The organism is Luteolibacter sp. AS25 (assembly GCF_046736275.1).
Classification (GTDB): Bacteria; Verrucomicrobiota; Verrucomicrobiia; order Verrucomicrobiales; family Akkermansiaceae; genus Luteolibacter.
On record NZ_CP151837.1, the window covers coordinates 3,079,209 to 3,096,623 of the forward strand.

The 17,415-nt window shown below is 56.3% G+C and carries 15 protein-coding genes; 12 read left to right on the forward strand and 3 right to left on the reverse strand.

Annotated features, from left to right (window positions below):
* The first annotated feature begins 3 nt into the window (after nucleotides 1-3).
* Complete coding sequence (locus tag AAGA79_RS14190) at nucleotides 4-741, forward strand: SDR family oxidoreductase (RefSeq protein WP_411826471.1); 738 nt, start codon at nucleotides 4-6, stop codon at nucleotides 739-741.
* A 4-nt stretch (nucleotides 742-745) separates the two neighbouring features.
* A complete protein-coding gene (locus AAGA79_RS14195; RefSeq protein WP_411826472.1) occupies nucleotides 746-1,714 on the forward strand; it encodes an ADP-ribosylglycohydrolase family protein in 969 nt (322 codons plus the stop codon).
* A 36-nt stretch (nucleotides 1,715-1,750) separates the two neighbouring features.
* Here the strand turns inward: AAGA79_RS14195 and AAGA79_RS14200 are convergent, their stop codons facing one another.
* Entirely contained in the window at nucleotides 1,751-2,533 is a 783-nt protein-coding gene (locus AAGA79_RS14200) for an SDR family oxidoreductase (protein ID WP_411826473.1), read from the reverse strand.
* Nucleotides 2,534-2,703: 170 nt separating this feature from the next.
* On the opposite strand from AAGA79_RS14200, the gene AAGA79_RS14205 reads away from it, so the two are divergent.
* The 7 genes from AAGA79_RS14205 to AAGA79_RS14235 are packed head-to-tail and all read left to right on the forward strand — an operon-like array spanning nucleotide 2,704 to nucleotide 12,067.
* Nucleotides 2,704-3,978: a hydroxymethylglutaryl-CoA reductase gene (locus AAGA79_RS14205; protein WP_411826474.1), complete on the forward strand. Its 1,275-nt coding sequence runs from the start codon at nucleotides 2,704-2,706 to the stop codon at nucleotides 3,976-3,978.
* Complete coding sequence (locus tag AAGA79_RS14210; protein ID WP_411826475.1) at nucleotides 3,975-4,877, forward strand: UbiA family prenyltransferase; 903 nt, start codon at nucleotides 3,975-3,977, stop codon at nucleotides 4,875-4,877. Before AAGA79_RS14205 ends, AAGA79_RS14210 begins: the two co-directional genes overlap by 4 nt.
* Before the next feature lie 35 nt (nucleotides 4,878-4,912).
* Nucleotides 4,913-7,336: a PEP/pyruvate-binding domain-containing protein gene (locus AAGA79_RS14215; RefSeq protein WP_411826476.1), complete on the forward strand. Its 2,424-nt coding sequence runs from the start codon at nucleotides 4,913-4,915 to the stop codon at nucleotides 7,334-7,336.
* Nucleotides 7,333-8,439, forward strand: a complete 1,107-nt coding sequence (locus tag AAGA79_RS14220) for a DUF3419 family protein (protein WP_411826477.1) — start codon at nucleotides 7,333-7,335, stop codon at nucleotides 8,437-8,439. Before AAGA79_RS14215 ends, AAGA79_RS14220 begins: the two co-directional genes overlap by 4 nt.
* The gene (locus tag AAGA79_RS14225; protein ID WP_411826478.1) at nucleotides 8,436-9,593 is read left to right on the forward strand and encodes a hypothetical protein; all 1,158 of its coding nucleotides are present in this window, start codon (nucleotides 8,436-8,438) and stop codon (nucleotides 9,591-9,593) included. The genes AAGA79_RS14220 and AAGA79_RS14225 overlap by 4 nt, the downstream gene beginning before the upstream one ends.
* A gap of 15 nt (nucleotides 9,594-9,608) precedes the next feature.
* On the forward strand, nucleotides 9,609-10,529 hold the full coding sequence (locus tag AAGA79_RS14230; protein ID WP_411826479.1) for a GNAT family N-acetyltransferase: 921 nt from the start codon (nucleotides 9,609-9,611) through the stop codon (nucleotides 10,527-10,529).
* Nucleotides 10,526-12,067 (forward strand): AMP-binding protein, encoded by a 1,542-nt coding sequence (locus AAGA79_RS14235; protein ID WP_411826480.1) that lies wholly within the window; start codon nucleotides 10,526-10,528, stop codon nucleotides 12,065-12,067. The genes AAGA79_RS14230 and AAGA79_RS14235 overlap by 4 nt, the downstream gene beginning before the upstream one ends.
* A 19-nt stretch (nucleotides 12,068-12,086) precedes the next feature.
* Here AAGA79_RS14235 and AAGA79_RS14240 read toward each other — a convergent pair whose 3' ends face one another.
* Entirely contained in the window at nucleotides 12,087-12,476 is a 390-nt protein-coding gene (locus AAGA79_RS14240; protein WP_411826481.1) for an RNA-binding S4 domain-containing protein, read from the reverse strand.
* Between the two features lie 200 nt (nucleotides 12,477-12,676).
* Between AAGA79_RS14240 and AAGA79_RS14245 the strand changes: the two genes are divergently transcribed.
* The 3 genes from AAGA79_RS14245 to AAGA79_RS14255 all read left to right on the forward strand — a co-directional run bounded on the left by AAGA79_RS14245 (nucleotide 12,677) and on the right by AAGA79_RS14255 (nucleotide 15,934).
* Complete coding sequence (locus AAGA79_RS14245) at nucleotides 12,677-13,636, forward strand: autotransporter-associated beta strand repeat-containing protein (protein ID WP_411826482.1); 960 nt, start codon at nucleotides 12,677-12,679, stop codon at nucleotides 13,634-13,636.
* A gap of 180 nt (nucleotides 13,637-13,816) precedes the next feature.
* The gene (locus tag AAGA79_RS14250) at nucleotides 13,817-14,608 is read left to right on the forward strand and encodes an SDR family oxidoreductase (protein WP_411826483.1); all 792 of its coding nucleotides are present in this window, start codon (nucleotides 13,817-13,819) and stop codon (nucleotides 14,606-14,608) included.
* A 39-nt stretch (nucleotides 14,609-14,647) separates the two neighbouring features.
* Complete coding sequence (locus AAGA79_RS14255; protein ID WP_411826484.1) at nucleotides 14,648-15,934, forward strand: NTP/NDP exchange transporter; 1,287 nt, start codon at nucleotides 14,648-14,650, stop codon at nucleotides 15,932-15,934.
* Nucleotides 15,935-15,957: 23 nt separating this feature from the next.
* Here the strand turns inward: AAGA79_RS14255 and AAGA79_RS14260 are convergent, their stop codons facing one another.
* Entirely contained in the window at nucleotides 15,958-17,412 is a 1,455-nt protein-coding gene (locus AAGA79_RS14260) for a UdgX family uracil-DNA binding protein (protein WP_411826485.1), read from the reverse strand.
* Nucleotides 17,413-17,415: the final 3 nt, after the last annotated feature.

The window sequence follows — 17,415 nt, forward strand, 5'->3', positions numbered from 1 at the left end:
CACATGAAAGAAACAAGAGCCGCCATCATCACCGGGTCCTCAAAAGGTATCGGCGCATCAATCGCCAAACGTCTCGCAAAAGACGGTATCAACGTCGTCGTCAACTACTCCGGCAGCGAAAAGGAGGCCAACGAAGTGGCCGATGAAATCAATTCTCTGAACGGTGGCAAAGCCATCGTCGTCCAGGCGGACGTCTCCAAGACCGAAGACGTCAAACGACTCTTCGACGAGACCGAAAAAGCCTTTGGCCGCATCGACATACTTGTGAACAACGCCGGCGTGATGGCACTCGCTCCCATCTCGGAAACCGACGATGAAAGCCTCGCCAAACACATCGACACCAACCTCAAAGGCACCTTCAAAACTCTCCGCCAGGCCTCTACCCGCCTGCGGAATGGCGGAAGTATTATCAATGTTTCCACATCAGTCGTCGGCCTGAACCTCGAAAAATACGGAATCTACGCCGCCACCAAAGCCGCCGTGGAAACTCTCACCCGCATCATGGCAAAAGAACTCAGGGGCAAGGAAATCAAAGTCAACGCCATCGCCCCGGGTCCCACCGCCACCGACCTTTTCCTCGACGGGAAATCCGACGAATTCATCGAAAAACTATCCAATATGTCCCCCCTGGAACGCCTCGCACAGCCGGAAGACATCTCCGGTGTCGTATCATTTCTGGCGAGCCCGGACGGCGCTTGGGTAAACGCTCAAATCATTCGCGTGAATGGCGGAATCGTCTGAAACCATGAATGAAGACACTTTTAAAAACGCATACCTCGGCTCTCTAGTCGCGGACGCTGCATCCATGCCCGTCCACTGGTATTACGATCGCGAAGCTCTCCGCAACGAATACGGCGAAATCACCAACTATCTACCTCCGAAGAACCCCCACACCGGCTCCATTCTCTGGCGATCCGAATATAACGCCCGAAACGAAAAAGGCGAAATCCTCCACGACCAGGCCCAATATTGGGGGCAGCGCGGCATCCACTATCATCAGTTTCTCACAGCCGGAGAAAACACCCTCAACTTCCAACTCGCCGGGGAACTTGTAAAACTTTCCGAGAAAAATGGCGGCTACAACCCCGATGAATGGCTCGCCCACTACATCGATTTCATGCTCACCCCCGGCAACCACAAAGACACCTATCTGGAGGAATATCACCGCGGCTTCTTCACCAAATACTCGCAGGGAAAAGCCCCCCGCAAATGCTCCATCCACGACGAGCACATCGGCGGTCTCGCGCAGGTGCCTGCCCTATGCTACGTCCTGAAAGAATTGGAACTCCCGGAACTCCGCGCCGCAGTCAAAGAACACGTCGGCCTCACCCACGCTCACGCAAACGTCCTCCGCGCCGCCGATACCCTCACCCGCCTCATTTTCCGCATCCACGAAGGCTTCCCACTCCGCGAAGCCATCCAGAAAGAAGCCGGTGACTGGATCTCCGGGAAGAAAGCAGATAAATGGAGCGCGCAGCCGGACACCCACGTCATCGGCCAACGCTTCAGCCCCGCCTGCTACATCGCCGAGTCCATGCCCGCATCCCTCTACCTCGCATGGAAATATCACGAAGATTTCGATGCAGCCATCACGGCAAACGCCATGACCGGCGGCGATAACTGCCACCGGGGCGCAGTAGTCGGTGCGCTCCTCGGAGCAGCCACCAAACCAAGTCCGCACTGGTTGGAAGGCCTATTATCACAAAGTTCCTGACCACAGAACGCGAACCGCGAAACTGCAGCCAGCAGCTCACCAATCCAGTTTCTTCCCGTTATACAGCCAGAATCCACCCGACTGCCCTGGCTCGAGCGCTTCCGTCAGCGTAAAAATTTTGGCAGCCGTATTCTTCGGATCAAGCGGAGCGCCGTCACCACCCATATCGGTTTTATTATGGCCCGGATTCACGGAGATCACGATCAACCCATCGCTGCTGTATGATGAATGCAGATTCCGGGTCACCATATTCAGCGCCGCCTTGCTAAAGGAATATCCTCTCGCACTTCCCCCGCCATCCGTCAGCTGCCCCAATCCGGATGAAATATTCACAATTCTCGGGGAATCGGATTTCTTCAGATTTGGAATCAGCGCCTCCGAGACAAAATAAGGCCCCAAAGTATTCACAGAATAGGTCATCATCATATCCTCGCGATCTTTCGACCTCGGAAAAATTCCCGCATTGTTGATCAGGATGTCTATTTTCTTACCGTCCAGTTTCTTCGCGAACGCCTTGATCTGCTCGTCATCGGTCACATCGAGCTCCATCACCTCCGCGCCAGCTTCTTTCAGTTCGTTCGCCTCTTCCGGCTTCCGGGCGGTGCCTATCACCTCGTAGCCCTCGGCTTCGAATTTTTTCGCAAACTCCAGACCCAATCCCCGGTTCGCCCCGGTTATCACAACCGTAGGTTGCTCACCACCTGAAGCCTCTTCCGCAGCTGAAGCAGTGAACACCATCGCAGCCATCGAAAGCCCGAGAAACCCACCTCGAAAGCCGGTAACCAGCCCATTTTTTTCAGAAATCTTCTTATTTTTCACAAACGCTCCTAGGTTTAATTTTTTCGTAAAAGGGTACAATCGCACCCGTAAAAACGAAACTTACCACCTCTAGCTCAGGAATCACTAGCTGGCAAATCAGCACCGGAAGCACCTCCACGGAAACATCAATCTCGGTTGACGTAGCGCGCGCCAACACAGAGATTCTTACAATGTCTGGTAAACGGGGACTTACACACAATCACGCCAACCGCATCCTGGATGGTTCCAGCATGGAAGAAGCCGCAGCTCGACTCCTCCCCGATCTATCGGCACCTTCCTGCGAACTCCCTTCATGGGGAAAAATCTCCAACGAGCGAGCTTACAAGGCATTCGGAAAACTGAATATCTCCCGCGAAATCTCCAACGTCTTGCTCGACGGGGAAAAGGAAGATCTGACCACCTACCAAGGCAACATCGAGAATGCCATCGGCCTGCTCAAAATGCCCCTCGGCGTCGCCGGCCCACTCCGCATCAACGGCCTCTCCGCAAAAGGTGATTTCCCCATCCCTCTCGCCACCACGGAAGCAGCTCTAGTCGCCAGTTACCATCGCGGCTGCCGCACGATCACCGCAGCTGGCGGCTGCTCCGCAATCGTTCTCAACGAAAGCATCAGCCGCGCCCCGGCATTCATTTTCGAATCATCCACGGATGCTTGTAGGTTCGTTGTTTGGGCGGTCGATCACTTCGAGTCCTTCCAAAAAATCGCCACCACCACCACCGCCCACGGAAAGCTCATCGACCTTGGTTGCACAGTGGAAGGAAATCACGTCTACGCGAATTTTGAATACACCACCGGCGACGCCTCCGGCCAAAACATGGTCACCCTTGCCACCCAAGCCATCTGCGATGAAATCATCGCCACCTGCCCGGTCAAACCCACTAGGCACTATATCGAATCTAACCTCTCCGGAGACAAGAAAGCCAGTTCACGTGCCTTCTCCTCCGCCCGCGGGAAAAAAGTCACTGCCGAGGTAAAACTACCGCAGGAAATCGTCCGGAAGTTTCTCCAGACCACCCCGCGGGACATGGAGGATTACTGGAAAATTTCCGCGATCGGCGGGGTCCTCAGCGGCACCATCGGTATCCAGGGGCATTTCGCCAATGGCCTCACCGCACTCTACCTCGCTACCGGGCAAGACGCGGCTTGTGTCGCAGAGTCCGCCACCGGCATCACTCGCTTCGAAGCATTGGAAGACGGTTCACTATACGCCTCGGTCACCCTGCCCGGAATCATGGTCGGCACAGTCGGCGGCGGCACAAGCCTACCCACCCAGCAGGCATGTCTGAAAATGATGGGACTCGCCGGAAATGGAAAATCCCGCGCCCTCGCGGAAGTTTGCGCAGGCCTCCTCCTCGCCGGTGAACTCTCCATCATCGCCGCCCTCAGCGCAGGCCATTTCTCCCGCGCACACCGCAAGCTCGCCCGCACCCGCAAGCCCTCATGAACCGTTGGCTCACCTACCAGAAAGAGCGCTTCCCCTTACTCGCGCACGGCCCCCTCATCGCCGCCTTCAGCGCCTGCGCCGTCAGCTATTCCTCGCTGCTCCGTGGCTCTCCCATCCCCTCCCCATGGATGTTCCTCACAGCATTCATCGTCTGCCTGCTCATGTTTCTACAGCTCCGCATCGCGGATGAATTCAAGGACGCGGAAGAAGATGCAAAATGGCGCCCCTACCGCGCCGTCCCCCGCGGCCTCGTTTCACTAAAGGAACTCCGCATTGTTTTCATCGTGGCCGCCCTCGTTCAGGCTGGTCTCGTTCTACTTCTCGACCCACGCCTCATTCTCATCCTAGCCATCGCATGGAGCTACCTGGCACTCATGAGCGTCGAATTTTTCGCCCGGGATTGGCTAAAAAACCGTCCGGTCATCTACCTCGTCAGCCACATGGGCATCATGCCGCTAGTCGATTTTTTCGCCACCTCCTGCGAGTGGCTACCCCGCGGAGCAACTGCCCCCACCGGACTCGGTTGGTTCCTCGCCGCCAGCTTCTTCAATGGAATCGTCATCGAACTCGGCAGGAAACTCCGCCAGCCAGCCGATGAAGAAGAAGGAGTGGAGACCTACTCCCGCCTCTGGGGAAAAGGCCGTGCTTCCATCGTCTGGCTCATAGCCCTCGCCGCCACCTTGGCATCCGCCGCCTTCGCCGCCCACGCGATCCAGTTCTCAACCCCGGTCCTCATCGTCCTCTCGATCTTCTTCCTCGTCGCCGCATTCGAAGCATACCGCTACCGCACCACACTCCGCCCGGGGAAGAAAATCGAATACATCTCCGCCCTCTGGACGCTTAGCCTCTATCTTATGCTCGGCCTGATCCCACTCGTCCTTCATCACACACGTTCTTAGTCTTCCACTGCTCGCCCGGCACCAGTCACCTTCCCATGTTCCTCCATCCCGAAACCACAGAAACCCACCTCCTGGGAGGAAAAGGAGCCGCCCTGGCTCGCCTCGGCGCTCTCGGATTTGAAATCCCGCCTTGGTTCGCAATCCCGCCGGAGACACCGTTTACCCCCAGTTTTCTCCAGGACAACATCCGCTCACTCGGCCCCGCACCCTACGCCGTCCGCTCTTCCGGCTCCTCGGAAGACAGCTCCGGTCACTCCTTCGCAGGCCAGTTCGAGACCCACCTCGAAGTCCCGGAAGAACAGGTTTTCGTAAAAATTTCGCAAGTCCGCGCCTCGGCCGAAAGCGAAGCCATCCACGCCTACTGCCGCGAGCATAAACTGCCGATCCCCACCGCCCCGACTGTCCTCGTCCAGCGCATGATCCTTCCCCGCAGTGCAGGCGTAGCCTTCAGCGCGGACCCCGTCTCCGGAGAGCGCGGCACCGTCGTCATTTCCGCAGTCCAGGGAAATGGCGAGAAACTCGTCTCGGGCGAGGTCGATGGAGAAACCTGGAAACTCAGCCGTGACAACAGAATCACAGAACAGCCCACCACCTCCGCCATCACTTCTGCCGAGGCAGAAAAAATTGCCGAACTAGCACGCCGCTGCGCCACCGCATCCTCCTGCCCGCAGGACATCGAGTGGGCCATTGATGCCGGAGGAAAACTCTGGCTCCTCCAATCCCGTCCCATCACCACCCTCAACCACACACCCGACCCACAGGACACTCTCCGCATCTGGGATAACAGCAACATCGCTGAAAGCTACGGCGGCGTCACTACCCCGCTCACCTTCTCATTCGCCCGCCGCATCTACGAATCCGCCTACCGCGAATTCTGCGTCCTGATGTCCGTCCCCACCTCGCGCATCACCCGCTCGGACGACGTCTTCCCGCAGATGCTCGGCCTCATACACGGCCGGGTTTATTACAACCTGGTCAGTTGGTATCGCGTCCTCGCGCTACTCCCCGGCTTCCAGTTGAACCGCTCCTTCATGGAAAAAATGATGGGTGTTCGTGAACCCCTACCCGATGAAGTCGTTCAAAAAATTATCACGGAAAACAAAAGCAGCCGCCTATCTGACTCGCTAAACCTCGCCCGCACAGGCCTCGGACTCATCCGCCAGTTGATCGGCCTCCCCCGCCAGATCTCCGCCTTCCAGTCCCGCCTCGACCAAGCCCTCTCCACCACCTCCACCACCTCCACCCCTCCCGCGCACATGAGCGGCGAGGAACTCGTCGCCTTCTACCGGGATCTCGAACGCCAGCTCCTCAAAAAATGGGACGCCCCCCTGGTCAACGACTTCTTCGCCATGATTTTCTACGGCCTGCTCGGCAGTCTCTGCGAAAAATGGGCCGGAGACAAAAACGGCACGCTTCAGAACGACCTCCTCCTCGACAGCGGAGAAATCATCAGCGCGGAGCCACCCCGCCGCATAATGAAAATGGCAGCCATAGCCGCCAATCACGCCACCCTTCCGAGACTCCTCGCAAATTACGAAATCCCCGTCGCCGAAAAGCTCAAAGCCATCCGCGGAAACCGGGAGCTCGACACCGCATTCCAGCTCTACCTCACCGATTTCGGAGACCGCTGCATGGAAGAGCTGAAGCTCGAAAGCCCCACCGTCCGCGACGATTCCTCAAGCCTCCTAATCTCCATCGGCACCATGGCCATGCGCCCTCCGGCCGATGCCACACCACCCCCAGCTCCACCGGAAATCACGCTATCCTGGTGGCAAAAGCCCCTTTTCAACTACGTCCTGAAACAAGCACGCGAACGCATCCGCTGCCGCGAAAATCTACGCTTCGAGCGCACCCGCCTCTTCGGAACCGTCCGCACCATCCTCCGTGAATTAGGGAAACGCCTCTACGCCACCGGTCACCTTCAGGATCCCAACCATATTTTCTATTTGGAAATCGGAGAAATCCTCTCCACCTGGGAAGCCACTGGAACCACCGCCGATCTGGAGAAACTCGCCACCCAACGCCTCGGCGAATTCACCGAATATGAGAAATTATCCCCACCTGATCGCTTTCAGACCCGCGGTCCCATCCACCTCCATCAGGAATTCGAATCCACCGCCCCACCACCTACCACCGAATCATCTCTGAAAGGAACCGGCGCATGCCCCGGCATCGTCACAGGCCGTGTCCGGGTGGTCATCGAACCCCGTGGCGCCCGCCTCGAACCCGGAGAAATCCTCGTCGCCCGCCAAACCGATCCCGGCTGGGTCGTCCTCTTCCCCGCCGCCTCCGGACTTCTAGTGGAACGCGGCAGCCTGCTTTCCCACTCCGCCATCGTCTCCCGTGAACTCCGCCTTCCCTGCATCGTCTCCCTACCCGGCATCACCACCACCCTCAAAACCGGTGACCTCGTGGAAATGAACGGCTCCACCGGCGCCATCACCATTTTGGAGTCATGAGCCTCTCCGAAGTCCAGAACCGGGCGGATTTTTCCATCATCCGCTACGCACAATGCTGGGAAGACTCCAAGCTTCTCACCACCGGCCTGGCCCCCTCCGGGAAACACTGCGTCAGCATTGGCTCCGCCGGCGATAACAGCTTCGCCCTCCTCGCCGCCGGTGCGCAGAGCGTCACCATCGCGGAAATGAACCCCGCCCAGATCGCCTGCATCCAGCTCCGCAAAGCCGCCTATCTTACCCTCGACCATCCCGCCTTTCTAGAACTCCTCGGCTCCCGCCCCTCCACCCGCCGCACGGAGCTTTACCAGTCATGCCGAGAAATTCTCCCCCCGGAAATCCAGCACTTCTGGGACTCACACCCCATCCAGATCGAGCAGGGAATCGCCTCCGCCGGGAAATTCGAGCGCTACTTCGAGAAATTCCGCAACCTCGTCCTCCCACTCGCCCACCCCCGCAGCCGCGTCCTCTCCCTTCTCGAAAAACGCACCCCGGCTGAGCGTGAGGCATTCTACGAAAAACATTGGAACAACCGCCGCTGGAACTGGATCTTCCAGCTCTTCTTTTCCCGCAAAGCAATGGGCGCGCTCGGCCGCGACCCCGAATTTTTCAAATACGTCCAAGGCTCCGTCGCCGACCGCATACTCTCCCGCACCCGACACGCCCTAGTCCACCTGGACCCATCGGAAAACCCCTATCTCCACTGGATCCTCACCGGCACCCACTGCACTGCCCTCCCGGAAGCTCTTGAGGAAAAAAACTTCTCCCGCATCGCAAACGCACTCCGGGAGAATCGATTGAAAATCGTCCAGGGCCCTCTCGAAACCCTCCTCGATCAACCTACTGGACACCCCTACGACGCGTTCAACCTCAGTGATATTTTCGAATACATGAGCGAGGAAAACACCTCCGCCCTCCTCACCAAAATCCACTCCGCATCCTCCCCCGGCGCACTCATCGCCTACTGGAACATGCTCGCCCCACGCTCCCGCCCGGATTCCCTTTCCCACCTCCTCCACCCACTCACCGCCCGGGCCGAAACCCTTTTCGAGCAAGACCGCGCCTTCTTTTACAGCCGCTTCGTCCTCGAGGAGGTCCGTTCATGACCACCACGGAATGCGCAATTATCGGCGCCGTCCTCACCGGCTTTCTAGCCGCATTCTCGCTCATTCGCCTCCTGGCCCGCCCACTTCACCTTTCCCCGGAGTTCACCAGAAAATCCATCCACGTCATCATGGGGCTCACCTGTGCCACCTTCCCGTGGATTTTTCACCGCCCTCTCCCTGTCTGGATCCTCGCCCTCATCGCCACCCTTCCAATCCTCGGACTCCGCACGATTCCATTCCTAAAAAAACATTTCGGAAAAGTCCTCCACGGCATCAGCCGCCCCTCCTACGGAGAAATCCTGTTCGCCCCCGCCGTAGCCACCGTCTTCCAACTCGCTGGCGGCGACGTATTACTCTTCGTCATTCCTATCCTTATTCTCACCCTCGCCGATGCCGCGGCCGCACTCGCCGGAACTCATTGGGGAAAACTCCACTACATCTCCGGAAAAGGGAAAAAATCCATCGAAGGCTCCATCGGATTTCTCCTCGTTGCCTTCGCCTGCATCTCCATCCCCCTCCTTCTCAGCGGCACAATCAACACCCCGAACGCACTCTGGATCGCCATCATCCTCGCCACCTTGGCCATGATGACCGAGGGATTCTCAGACCGTGGACTCGATAACATCCTACTTCCCGTAGGTTGTTTTTTCATCCTACAGCGGCTTCTACCTCTTGAAAACCAAGCACTTGGCACACGCTTTCTAGTATTAATCCTTCTCCTCGCCCTCGTCCTCACCGCCTTCCGTTCCTCCCTTTTGAGCGGTGCCGCACTCCTCGGCAGCGCCATGCTCGGCTACGGTTGTGCTGTTCTCGCTGATTGGCGTTTCGCCATCCCACCTTCCATCGTTTTCGTCTCCCGTCTGATCACACTCCGTGCCGGAAACCGCCAAAAGCCGCCTGGAATCGATGCCGTCATCTCACACGCCATCGCCTGCCTGCCTTGGGTTCTGGCAGTTTCTTTTCACCACATTTCGCCGGACCTAGGTCTCGCCGGAATTTCCACCTCCATGGCCATCCAGCTCGTCATCCTCTACCTCTCAGACGGCCCTTCCAGATTTTGGAATCGGTTGACCTCCTCCCAAACCTGGTTCGTCAGAGGAACAATTTCTCTCACCGCATCCTTGCCAATCCTCCTCTTCCGGAACCTTTTATAAATTAAAAACCTGCCGATGAAATCCGCACAAATCACCTTCCCCGAAGACTCCTCCGCAGATGCGATCGTTGAATTCACCTCGGACTCAGGAACCGCCAGCGCATCCCTCTGGTGGAAGGACACCCCAAACTACAATGGCCAACACACTGGCGTCATCGGCGATTTTTCCGCTCCAGACGCTACATCCGCAGAGATCATTCTCAAAACCGCCACCGAACATCTCCGCTCCCAAGGCTGCTCGATCGCAATCGGCCCGATGAACCAGAACACCTGGAAAACATATCGTTTCGTCATCGACAGCGATGGCCGTCCCCCGTTTCTCCTGGAGCCCACCAACCCCGAAACCTACCCGGACTGGTGGATGGAATCCGGCTTTGCGGAACTAGCCACCTACACCTCATCCACCCTCCCCCTCGATGGATCCACTACCGTCTCCACAGCACTGAAATCACGAATTCTATCCTCCGGTATTTCCATCGAAAACCTCGATCAGACAAAATTCGAAACCGAGCTCCAACACATCTATTCCCTCAGCCTCAAAGCCTTCGCAAAAAACTTCCTCTATACCCCACTCGCGGAAGCCCCCTTCTCCCAGGCCTACAAAAAAATCAGCCAACACATCGACACGGACTTCGTAAAGCTTGCCAGACGCGGCACGGAAACCGTCGGCTTCGTCTTCGGAATCCCCGACCTCCAGGCCCTCTCACGCGGGGAGAAACCCGCCCTCATCGTCAAAACCCTCGCCGTAGACCCCGCCGCCCGTTGCCCCGGACTCGGCAGTCTACTCGTCGATGAACTCCACATCACCGGAAAAGCAAAAGGCTACACCACCGCCATCCACGCACTCCAACACCAGTCGAACTCCTCGCTGAAAATCACCACCCGCCACCAGGGAACCGTCTTCCGGCGCTACGCACTACTAGCAAAACCGCTATGAACCTCGTTTCCCTTCTCTTCGAAAACGCCGCACTTTTCCCCGATCGCCCCGCCCTCATCGATGGGAAGCGCGGGGCCGATCGCATAGTCACCTATCGGCAACTCGCAGACCGCATATCAAGCGGCGCCGCCCACCTCCACAGCCTAGGCCTGCGGCAAAACCACACAATCCTCGTCTTCCAGCCCGTCTCCATCGAGCTCTACGAAATCCTCCTTTCAGCCTTCCACTCCGGCATCCGCGTCATGCTCGCAGATCCCTCCGCAGGCCGGAAGTTCATCTCACATTGCTGCCAGCGCACCGCTCCCGATGCCTTTTTTGGCCCCTGGAAAGCCCAAGCGCTCCGCCTCGCCATCCCCGAGCTACGCAGGGTCAAAACCTCCATCCGCACAGGCCCATGGTTTCCATGCACCCATCCATGGAAAAACGCAGGAGAATCCATCCCGCTCGCCAATGTTCCGGACACCCAACACGCACTCATCACCTTCACCAGCGGCAGCACCGGCCTCCCGAAAGCCGCCATCCGCACCCACGGCTTTCTCCTCGCCCAGCACCGCGCCCTCTCCCACGCAATGGAGTTCAGGCCCGGAGAGGTGGATCTCATCACCCTGCCCGTATTCGTCCTCGCCAATCTCGCCTCAGGCATGACCAGCGTCCTCGCAGACACCAATCTCGGAAAGCCCGGCACCCCGGATCACCAGGCCATCCTCCGCCAATGCGAAACTTTCAAAGTCACCCGCTGCGCCGCGTCACCAGCCTTCTTTCAGGCCCTCTCCCACAGCCTTCCCAAATTCGAAAAAATCTACACCGGCGGCGCACCGGTTTTCCCGGATCTCCTCGCAAAGCTCCTCACCGCCCTTCCAAACGCCAGCATCCATTCCGTCTACGGTTCCACCGAAGCCGAACCCATCGCCCACCTCCCTGCCCGATCCTATAACCAGGAACTCCGCCAAATCACCCGCTCTGGCGGCGGACTCTGCACCGGAAAACCCGTCCCGGAGATCCAACTAAAAATCATCAAAAACCAATCCGGCACCTCCCTATTTGAACTCACCTCTGAGCAACTTGCCGAAATCGAGCTCCCCTCTGGGAAACCCGGAGAAATCATCGTTTCCGGCCCACACGTCCTCCCCGGCTACCTCGATGGAATCGGCGATTCCGATACAAAAATCCACCTCGCCAACCAAATCTGGCACCGCACCGGAGACGCCGGCTACCTCGATGAAGACGGCCAAATCTGGCTCCTCGGCCGCGCCTCCGAGAAACTCCCGACACATCCGCACGACGAAAAACTGGCATACCCCTTCGCCATCGAATCCGCCCTCAGGGAATCCTTCCCAAACACCCGCACCGCCGCTCTCGAATGGAAAGGTATGGGAACATTGGTCATCGAAAACCACCCGGATTCACCCAAAATCACCGAGTTGGCAGCAAACCTCGGTATCTCTCAAATCATAGAAATCGATTCCATCCCCTTGGATAGACGCCACAACGCAAAAATCGACTATCCCGCCCTCCGCAAAAAGCTCGGCTCCCACTGAATCTCGCACCGGGGTAACTTCACTCATCCCACTCCCAGGCCGGCTTGATCTGATCGATCGCCCTCCTGTCCTTTTTCGTCGGCCTCCCGCTCGGGGCCTCCCGCCGATTGATCTGCCACTGCTTCAGCGCCTCGTAGACCTCCTCCTTCGTGCGATCCTCGTAGCAAGCCTGTGCCTCGGGTGCACCAACCCGCTTTTCCAACACACCGGTTACCAGAATATCTCTTGCCCCCGGCCCCTCTATAAACGGGATCTCCAACTCGTCCCCCACCTGAATCGATGACGATCGCTTCAAAGTGTGGCCATTCCGTTTCACCCTTCCATTCCCCAACACCTCTCCCGCCAAAGCCCGGGTCTTGAAAAACCGAACCGCCCACAACCACTTGTCCGCCCGCGCCGAATCTGCCATCCGGAAAAACTAAGCAAACCCCGCCTAAAAACGCAACAAAGAGCATCCCTCGTCCCCCATTCGATGAAAAAAACGGCCCTATCCTCCAGTAAAATTATTCTCACCGCACGAGTGAGATTCAAATCTCAGCGGATCTAACAATTTTTATTTACATCAGAAACTTTTGATACTTTTATGGCTGATCCTCCAAACCCCTAGAAATGAAAAAAACACTTACAACAATCAGCTTCTGCCTCCTATTGGCGGGAGCAGCACAAGCTGCAATCTGGACATGGGACGGCCCAAATCCAGCCACATCAAGATGGGATCAAGCTAATTGGCTAGAGGAAGATCTCATTACTCGCTCCACTCCGGCTAGCCTTGACACCACCGATTTGGTTTTCACAAATGGTACAAATAACAGCTCAATTACGAGAAACAACTGGACGGTTAGAAGTATAACATTTGACGATACAATTGGGGCAAATGGCCATATAATCAACATCTTCAGAAGCGCTGCTTTTGATCGTACACTAACATTCAGTGCCGACTCCGGGAATTCATCGATCAATATCACGAGCGGTTCCATCGGCGACATCTCTATAATTGGCGCTATGGGCTCAACTCGAAATGGCGACATATCTTTGGGTAGCAGTCTGGATATTGTCCATGAGGGCACAGGTACACTGACAATCTCAGCCCCAATGAAGGGCACTAACGGGTTCACCAAGACAGGAACAGGCTCACTGACACTGAGCGGCGTAAATACTTACACAGGCAACACTGTCATCAATGGGGGGGCCGTCACGCTATCTGACAATGCCGAGCTCCTCTTCCAAATTGGTGCAACAGCTATTAATAACGAAGTCAGCGGTAACGGGATTGCCAATTTCAATGGTGAATTCCGTTTCGATCTTGCTGCTGCAGGCACCACAGTCGGTGACGCATGGCAAATTGTCGATGTCACGACCCTCACCGAAACCTTCAGCTCAACCTTTTCTGCACTCACCACCAATGGTAGTTTTACCGAATCTGGCGATGAGTGGACCATCTATGAAAATTCAGTTGGTTACGAATTTTCCGAGCTTACTGGAATGTTGACTGTTATTCCAGAGCCTTCCACATCAGCACTTTTGCTCGGAGGCATCAGCATGCTAGCACTCCGTCGCCGCCGAAATTAATTCTCAAGTTACGATTTAAGATAAATAGAACCCTATTTGGAGGGGGCATAGCCGAATGGCCGTGCCCCTTTTCTATTTAGTAGAAATGTTATCCATGGATCAATTAAGCCTAATAGTTGCAATATCACCTCTTCTCACAGCGTAGTGACAACTGCCAATACCAAAAGAAACCCAATCGAAATGGAAATTTACCGTAAACTCTCCCTCAAAACATTCTGTCTCTTTCTCACCGCTACTTTGCTCGCCTTCGTTTCCGAGACAAACGCTGAGGAACCCGCGGAAACGCAATTATCTGTCCTCATCACCGGAGCAAACCGCGGCCTCGGCCTCGAGTTCGCCAAACAATTTGGAGAAAAAGGCTACCACGTTATCGGAACCGCCCGCTCTCCTGAAAAAGCGACCGAACTCAAGGACACCGGAGCAGAAGTCATGAAACTCGATGTCACCAGCGAGGAAGACATCGCCGCTCTAGCCGAAGCATTGAAAGGCAAGAAACTCGATATCCTCATCAACAATGCCGGTTATTTCGGACCCACACTTTCCGTCGGTAAAAATACCGCGAAGATCAATAACATCACCCGCCAGGAAATGATCGATTGCTTCACGGTCAACACCATGGGACCGATCTTCGTATCCCAGGCACTTCTGCCCAGCCTGAAGCTCTCTAAATTTCCAAAAATCATCAACATCTCCACCCGCTCCAGCCAGCTCTCCACCGACCGCTCCAAAGCCTGGGGCTACGGCGTAAGCAAAGCAGGACTCAACATGGTCACCAACAACCTCCACGGCGAACTCTTCAAACAAGGCTTCATCGTCATTTCCCTCGCCCCCGGCCACAATCAGACAGACATGGGCAACGGTGATCTTGAGCCTGTGGAAAGCATCGGAAAAATGATCCCCCTCATCGAAAATCTCACCAAAGAGAAGTCCGGCCGCTTCTGGTTTTACAACGGCAAGGAACTTCCCTGGTAAAAGCCGCAGCCGACCACCTTCTAAAACCCATCCCATCAGATGTCTTCAAACCAAGGATTCTTCGAGAGAGTCACCCAGATTCGGCCGTCCGAAATATCTGGAGCTGTAATCTCCTTTCTCTTCATCTTCGTCCTCATGGCTTCATACATGATCGTGAAGCCGGTCCGCGATGCCTTACCCAGCGATTGGGGCGATGTCAGTCTCGCCCAGCAGTGGACCTACACCTTCATCGTCTCCACCATCGCCGTTTCCATCTACAACGTCTTCGCCTCGGCAATCAGTCTCAGGAAGCTGGTGCCCGGCGTTTTCGTATTCTTCGCAAGCACTTTCCTCGGTCTCTATCTCGCCTTCAAGGCGGGGATTGATCCCGGTTTCCTCGGTAAAATATTCTACGTCTGGAGCAGCGTATTCAGCCTGTTCCATATTTCTGTCTTCTGGAGTTTCCTCTCGCAGCAATATTCAAAGGACCAGAGCAAACGCATCTTTGGCTTCATCAACACCGGTGCCAGCGTAGGCGCCATCGCAGGCCCAATCCTGATTCTATGGCTGGCCGAAAGCATGAGCGTGGAAAACATTCTGCTGGTCACCAGCGGAGCCCTCCTTTTTACCCTGCCGCTGATAGCCATACTCAACCGAATTTTCGAAAAGCAGGAGCGCAACCAGTCCTCTCTTTCCCTAAACCGGAACCCCTTCTCCGGCTTCGCTGAATTTATCACCCACAAGCGCCTCATCGGCATCGCCGCATTCATTTTCCTATTCACCGGCATCAGCGCCTTCCTCTACTCCACCCAGACCGGCCTCCTCGCAGACTACTCCAGCTCGGAAAGAACGGAACTCCTTGGCAGCGTGGAACTCGCCACAAATGTCCTGACAATCGTCATCGGCATCTTCGCCACCAATCGAATTGCCCGGAAATTCGGTATGCCCACCACTCTGTCGCTCGTTCCCTTCGTTGTCGGCGGCCTGCTGCTCCTACTCAGTGCGAACCCGGCCATCATCCTTGTGCTTGCACTTCAGGTCGTCCGCCGCTCTGGAAACTACGCTATCACCCGCCCTGCAAGGGAAATTCTATACACCGCAGTGGACCGGGAAGCCCGTTTCAAAACAAAACCCATCATCGATGTAGCCGTCTATCGTGGTGGAGACGTCTTCTGGATCTGGATCATCGCGCTTCTCGGCGATGGCTGGCTACATCTCGGAACTCCCGCCACACTCTGCATCGGCGCGGGCGTAGCCGTAGTATGGGGCTTCGTCGGCATCTATCTCGGCAGAAAACATGAACTTGAAGAACCAGATGCGGACGAGCCGGCAAAGAGCACTTCCTAAGCTACTTTTTCCCATCCCGGTTCTCATTGCAGGGCCAACTTCAGCTCAGCAACAAACCTCTCATACTCCTCCTGCTTTCCAGCCCCCTTTGGAAGCCTGAGGAGATAAGAAGGATGCACCGTTAAAATCACCTTCGGCGCCAGGTGATCCGCTTCGATCAAACCACGCGCCTTCATCACCGGCAGACTCTTTCCTACCAGCGATTCCCCCGCCGTCCTGCCGAGTAAAATCAACACTTCCGGCGCCACCCGGTTCAGCTCTCCCAAGACCCATGGCCGGCACGCATCGATCTCCGTTTTCCCCGGTCGCTGATGCAGCCTCATTTTTCCCCTGGGCGTCTCATGCGGTGTCCATTTGAAATGCTTCACCGCATTCGTCAGATACATCTCATCCGCAGCCAGCCCTGCCTCCGAAAGTGCCTCTCTCAGCAATTTCCCCGCAGGCCCAATAAAAGGCCTACCCGCCACATCCTCCTGATCGCCCGGCTGCTCCCCCACAATCATGACCCGCGCATGTGCCGGCCCCTCACCGAAAACCGTTCCCGTCGCATGCCCCCACAATGGGCAACCCCTGCAATTCAGCGCCGCTTCAGCCATTTCTTCCAAACTCTGCCCCTCCTGAGGTCCATGACACACCGGAGCATCCGTCATCTCCCGCAGCCTCCCCAAATACTTGTTCTTCGGAGCATCCTTCGCCGGCCTCAACTGCTCCTCCATCATCCCGCCCACACGTTTCTTACTTTGGTCGATCAGTTCCTCGATCAATCCCGCCTCCGGCAGATTTTTCCAATATCTCACCGGCATCTCAGCCTTCATCGCCTTCACCTTCACCCGGGCCGGATTGAAAATACTCGCATAATAAGTCCGCCACGCCCGCTCCAGTGCGTCCGGATTCTCTACCGGATTTTTCGCCACCCCTTCGGAAAATCTCAGCACCTTCCCATCCCAATGCGCACAACCCTTCGGAGTGAAAATGCTCCAATCCATATTCGCAAAACGCTTCCTGAAAAACGGAGTTCCTGCCTTCACAATAAAGTGATCCGGCTCAAACCACGCCACATAACGTTCCCTCCCGGTCTCACCATCCGTATCCACCAGCTTGAACCTCACAAACGCATGCATCTTGTGAATCTCCCGCCTCACATTTTTCTGCAAAAACAAAGCCCTCGCCACATCGCTATCGCTCGCGATTGCACACAAATTCCGCTCACCGCCTTTCACTATTCGCCACAGAATCCGGTATAATAAAGCCCACCGCTTCTCATCGCAATGGCACGCCACATTCCGCGCTAGCCCCACGAAATCCTTTGGAACCGTAAAAGCCGAATACCCCACCGCCCCGCTCTCCATACCTCCCCCGTCGAACAAGCCTTCCTCCTTCTCCCATATCACCTCGCTTGGCGGAATACTCTCCCCCAACAATCCCTTCGCCGCCTCCCGCCAACTTTCAAAATCACTCCCCGGATCCACGCTTCTCATAGC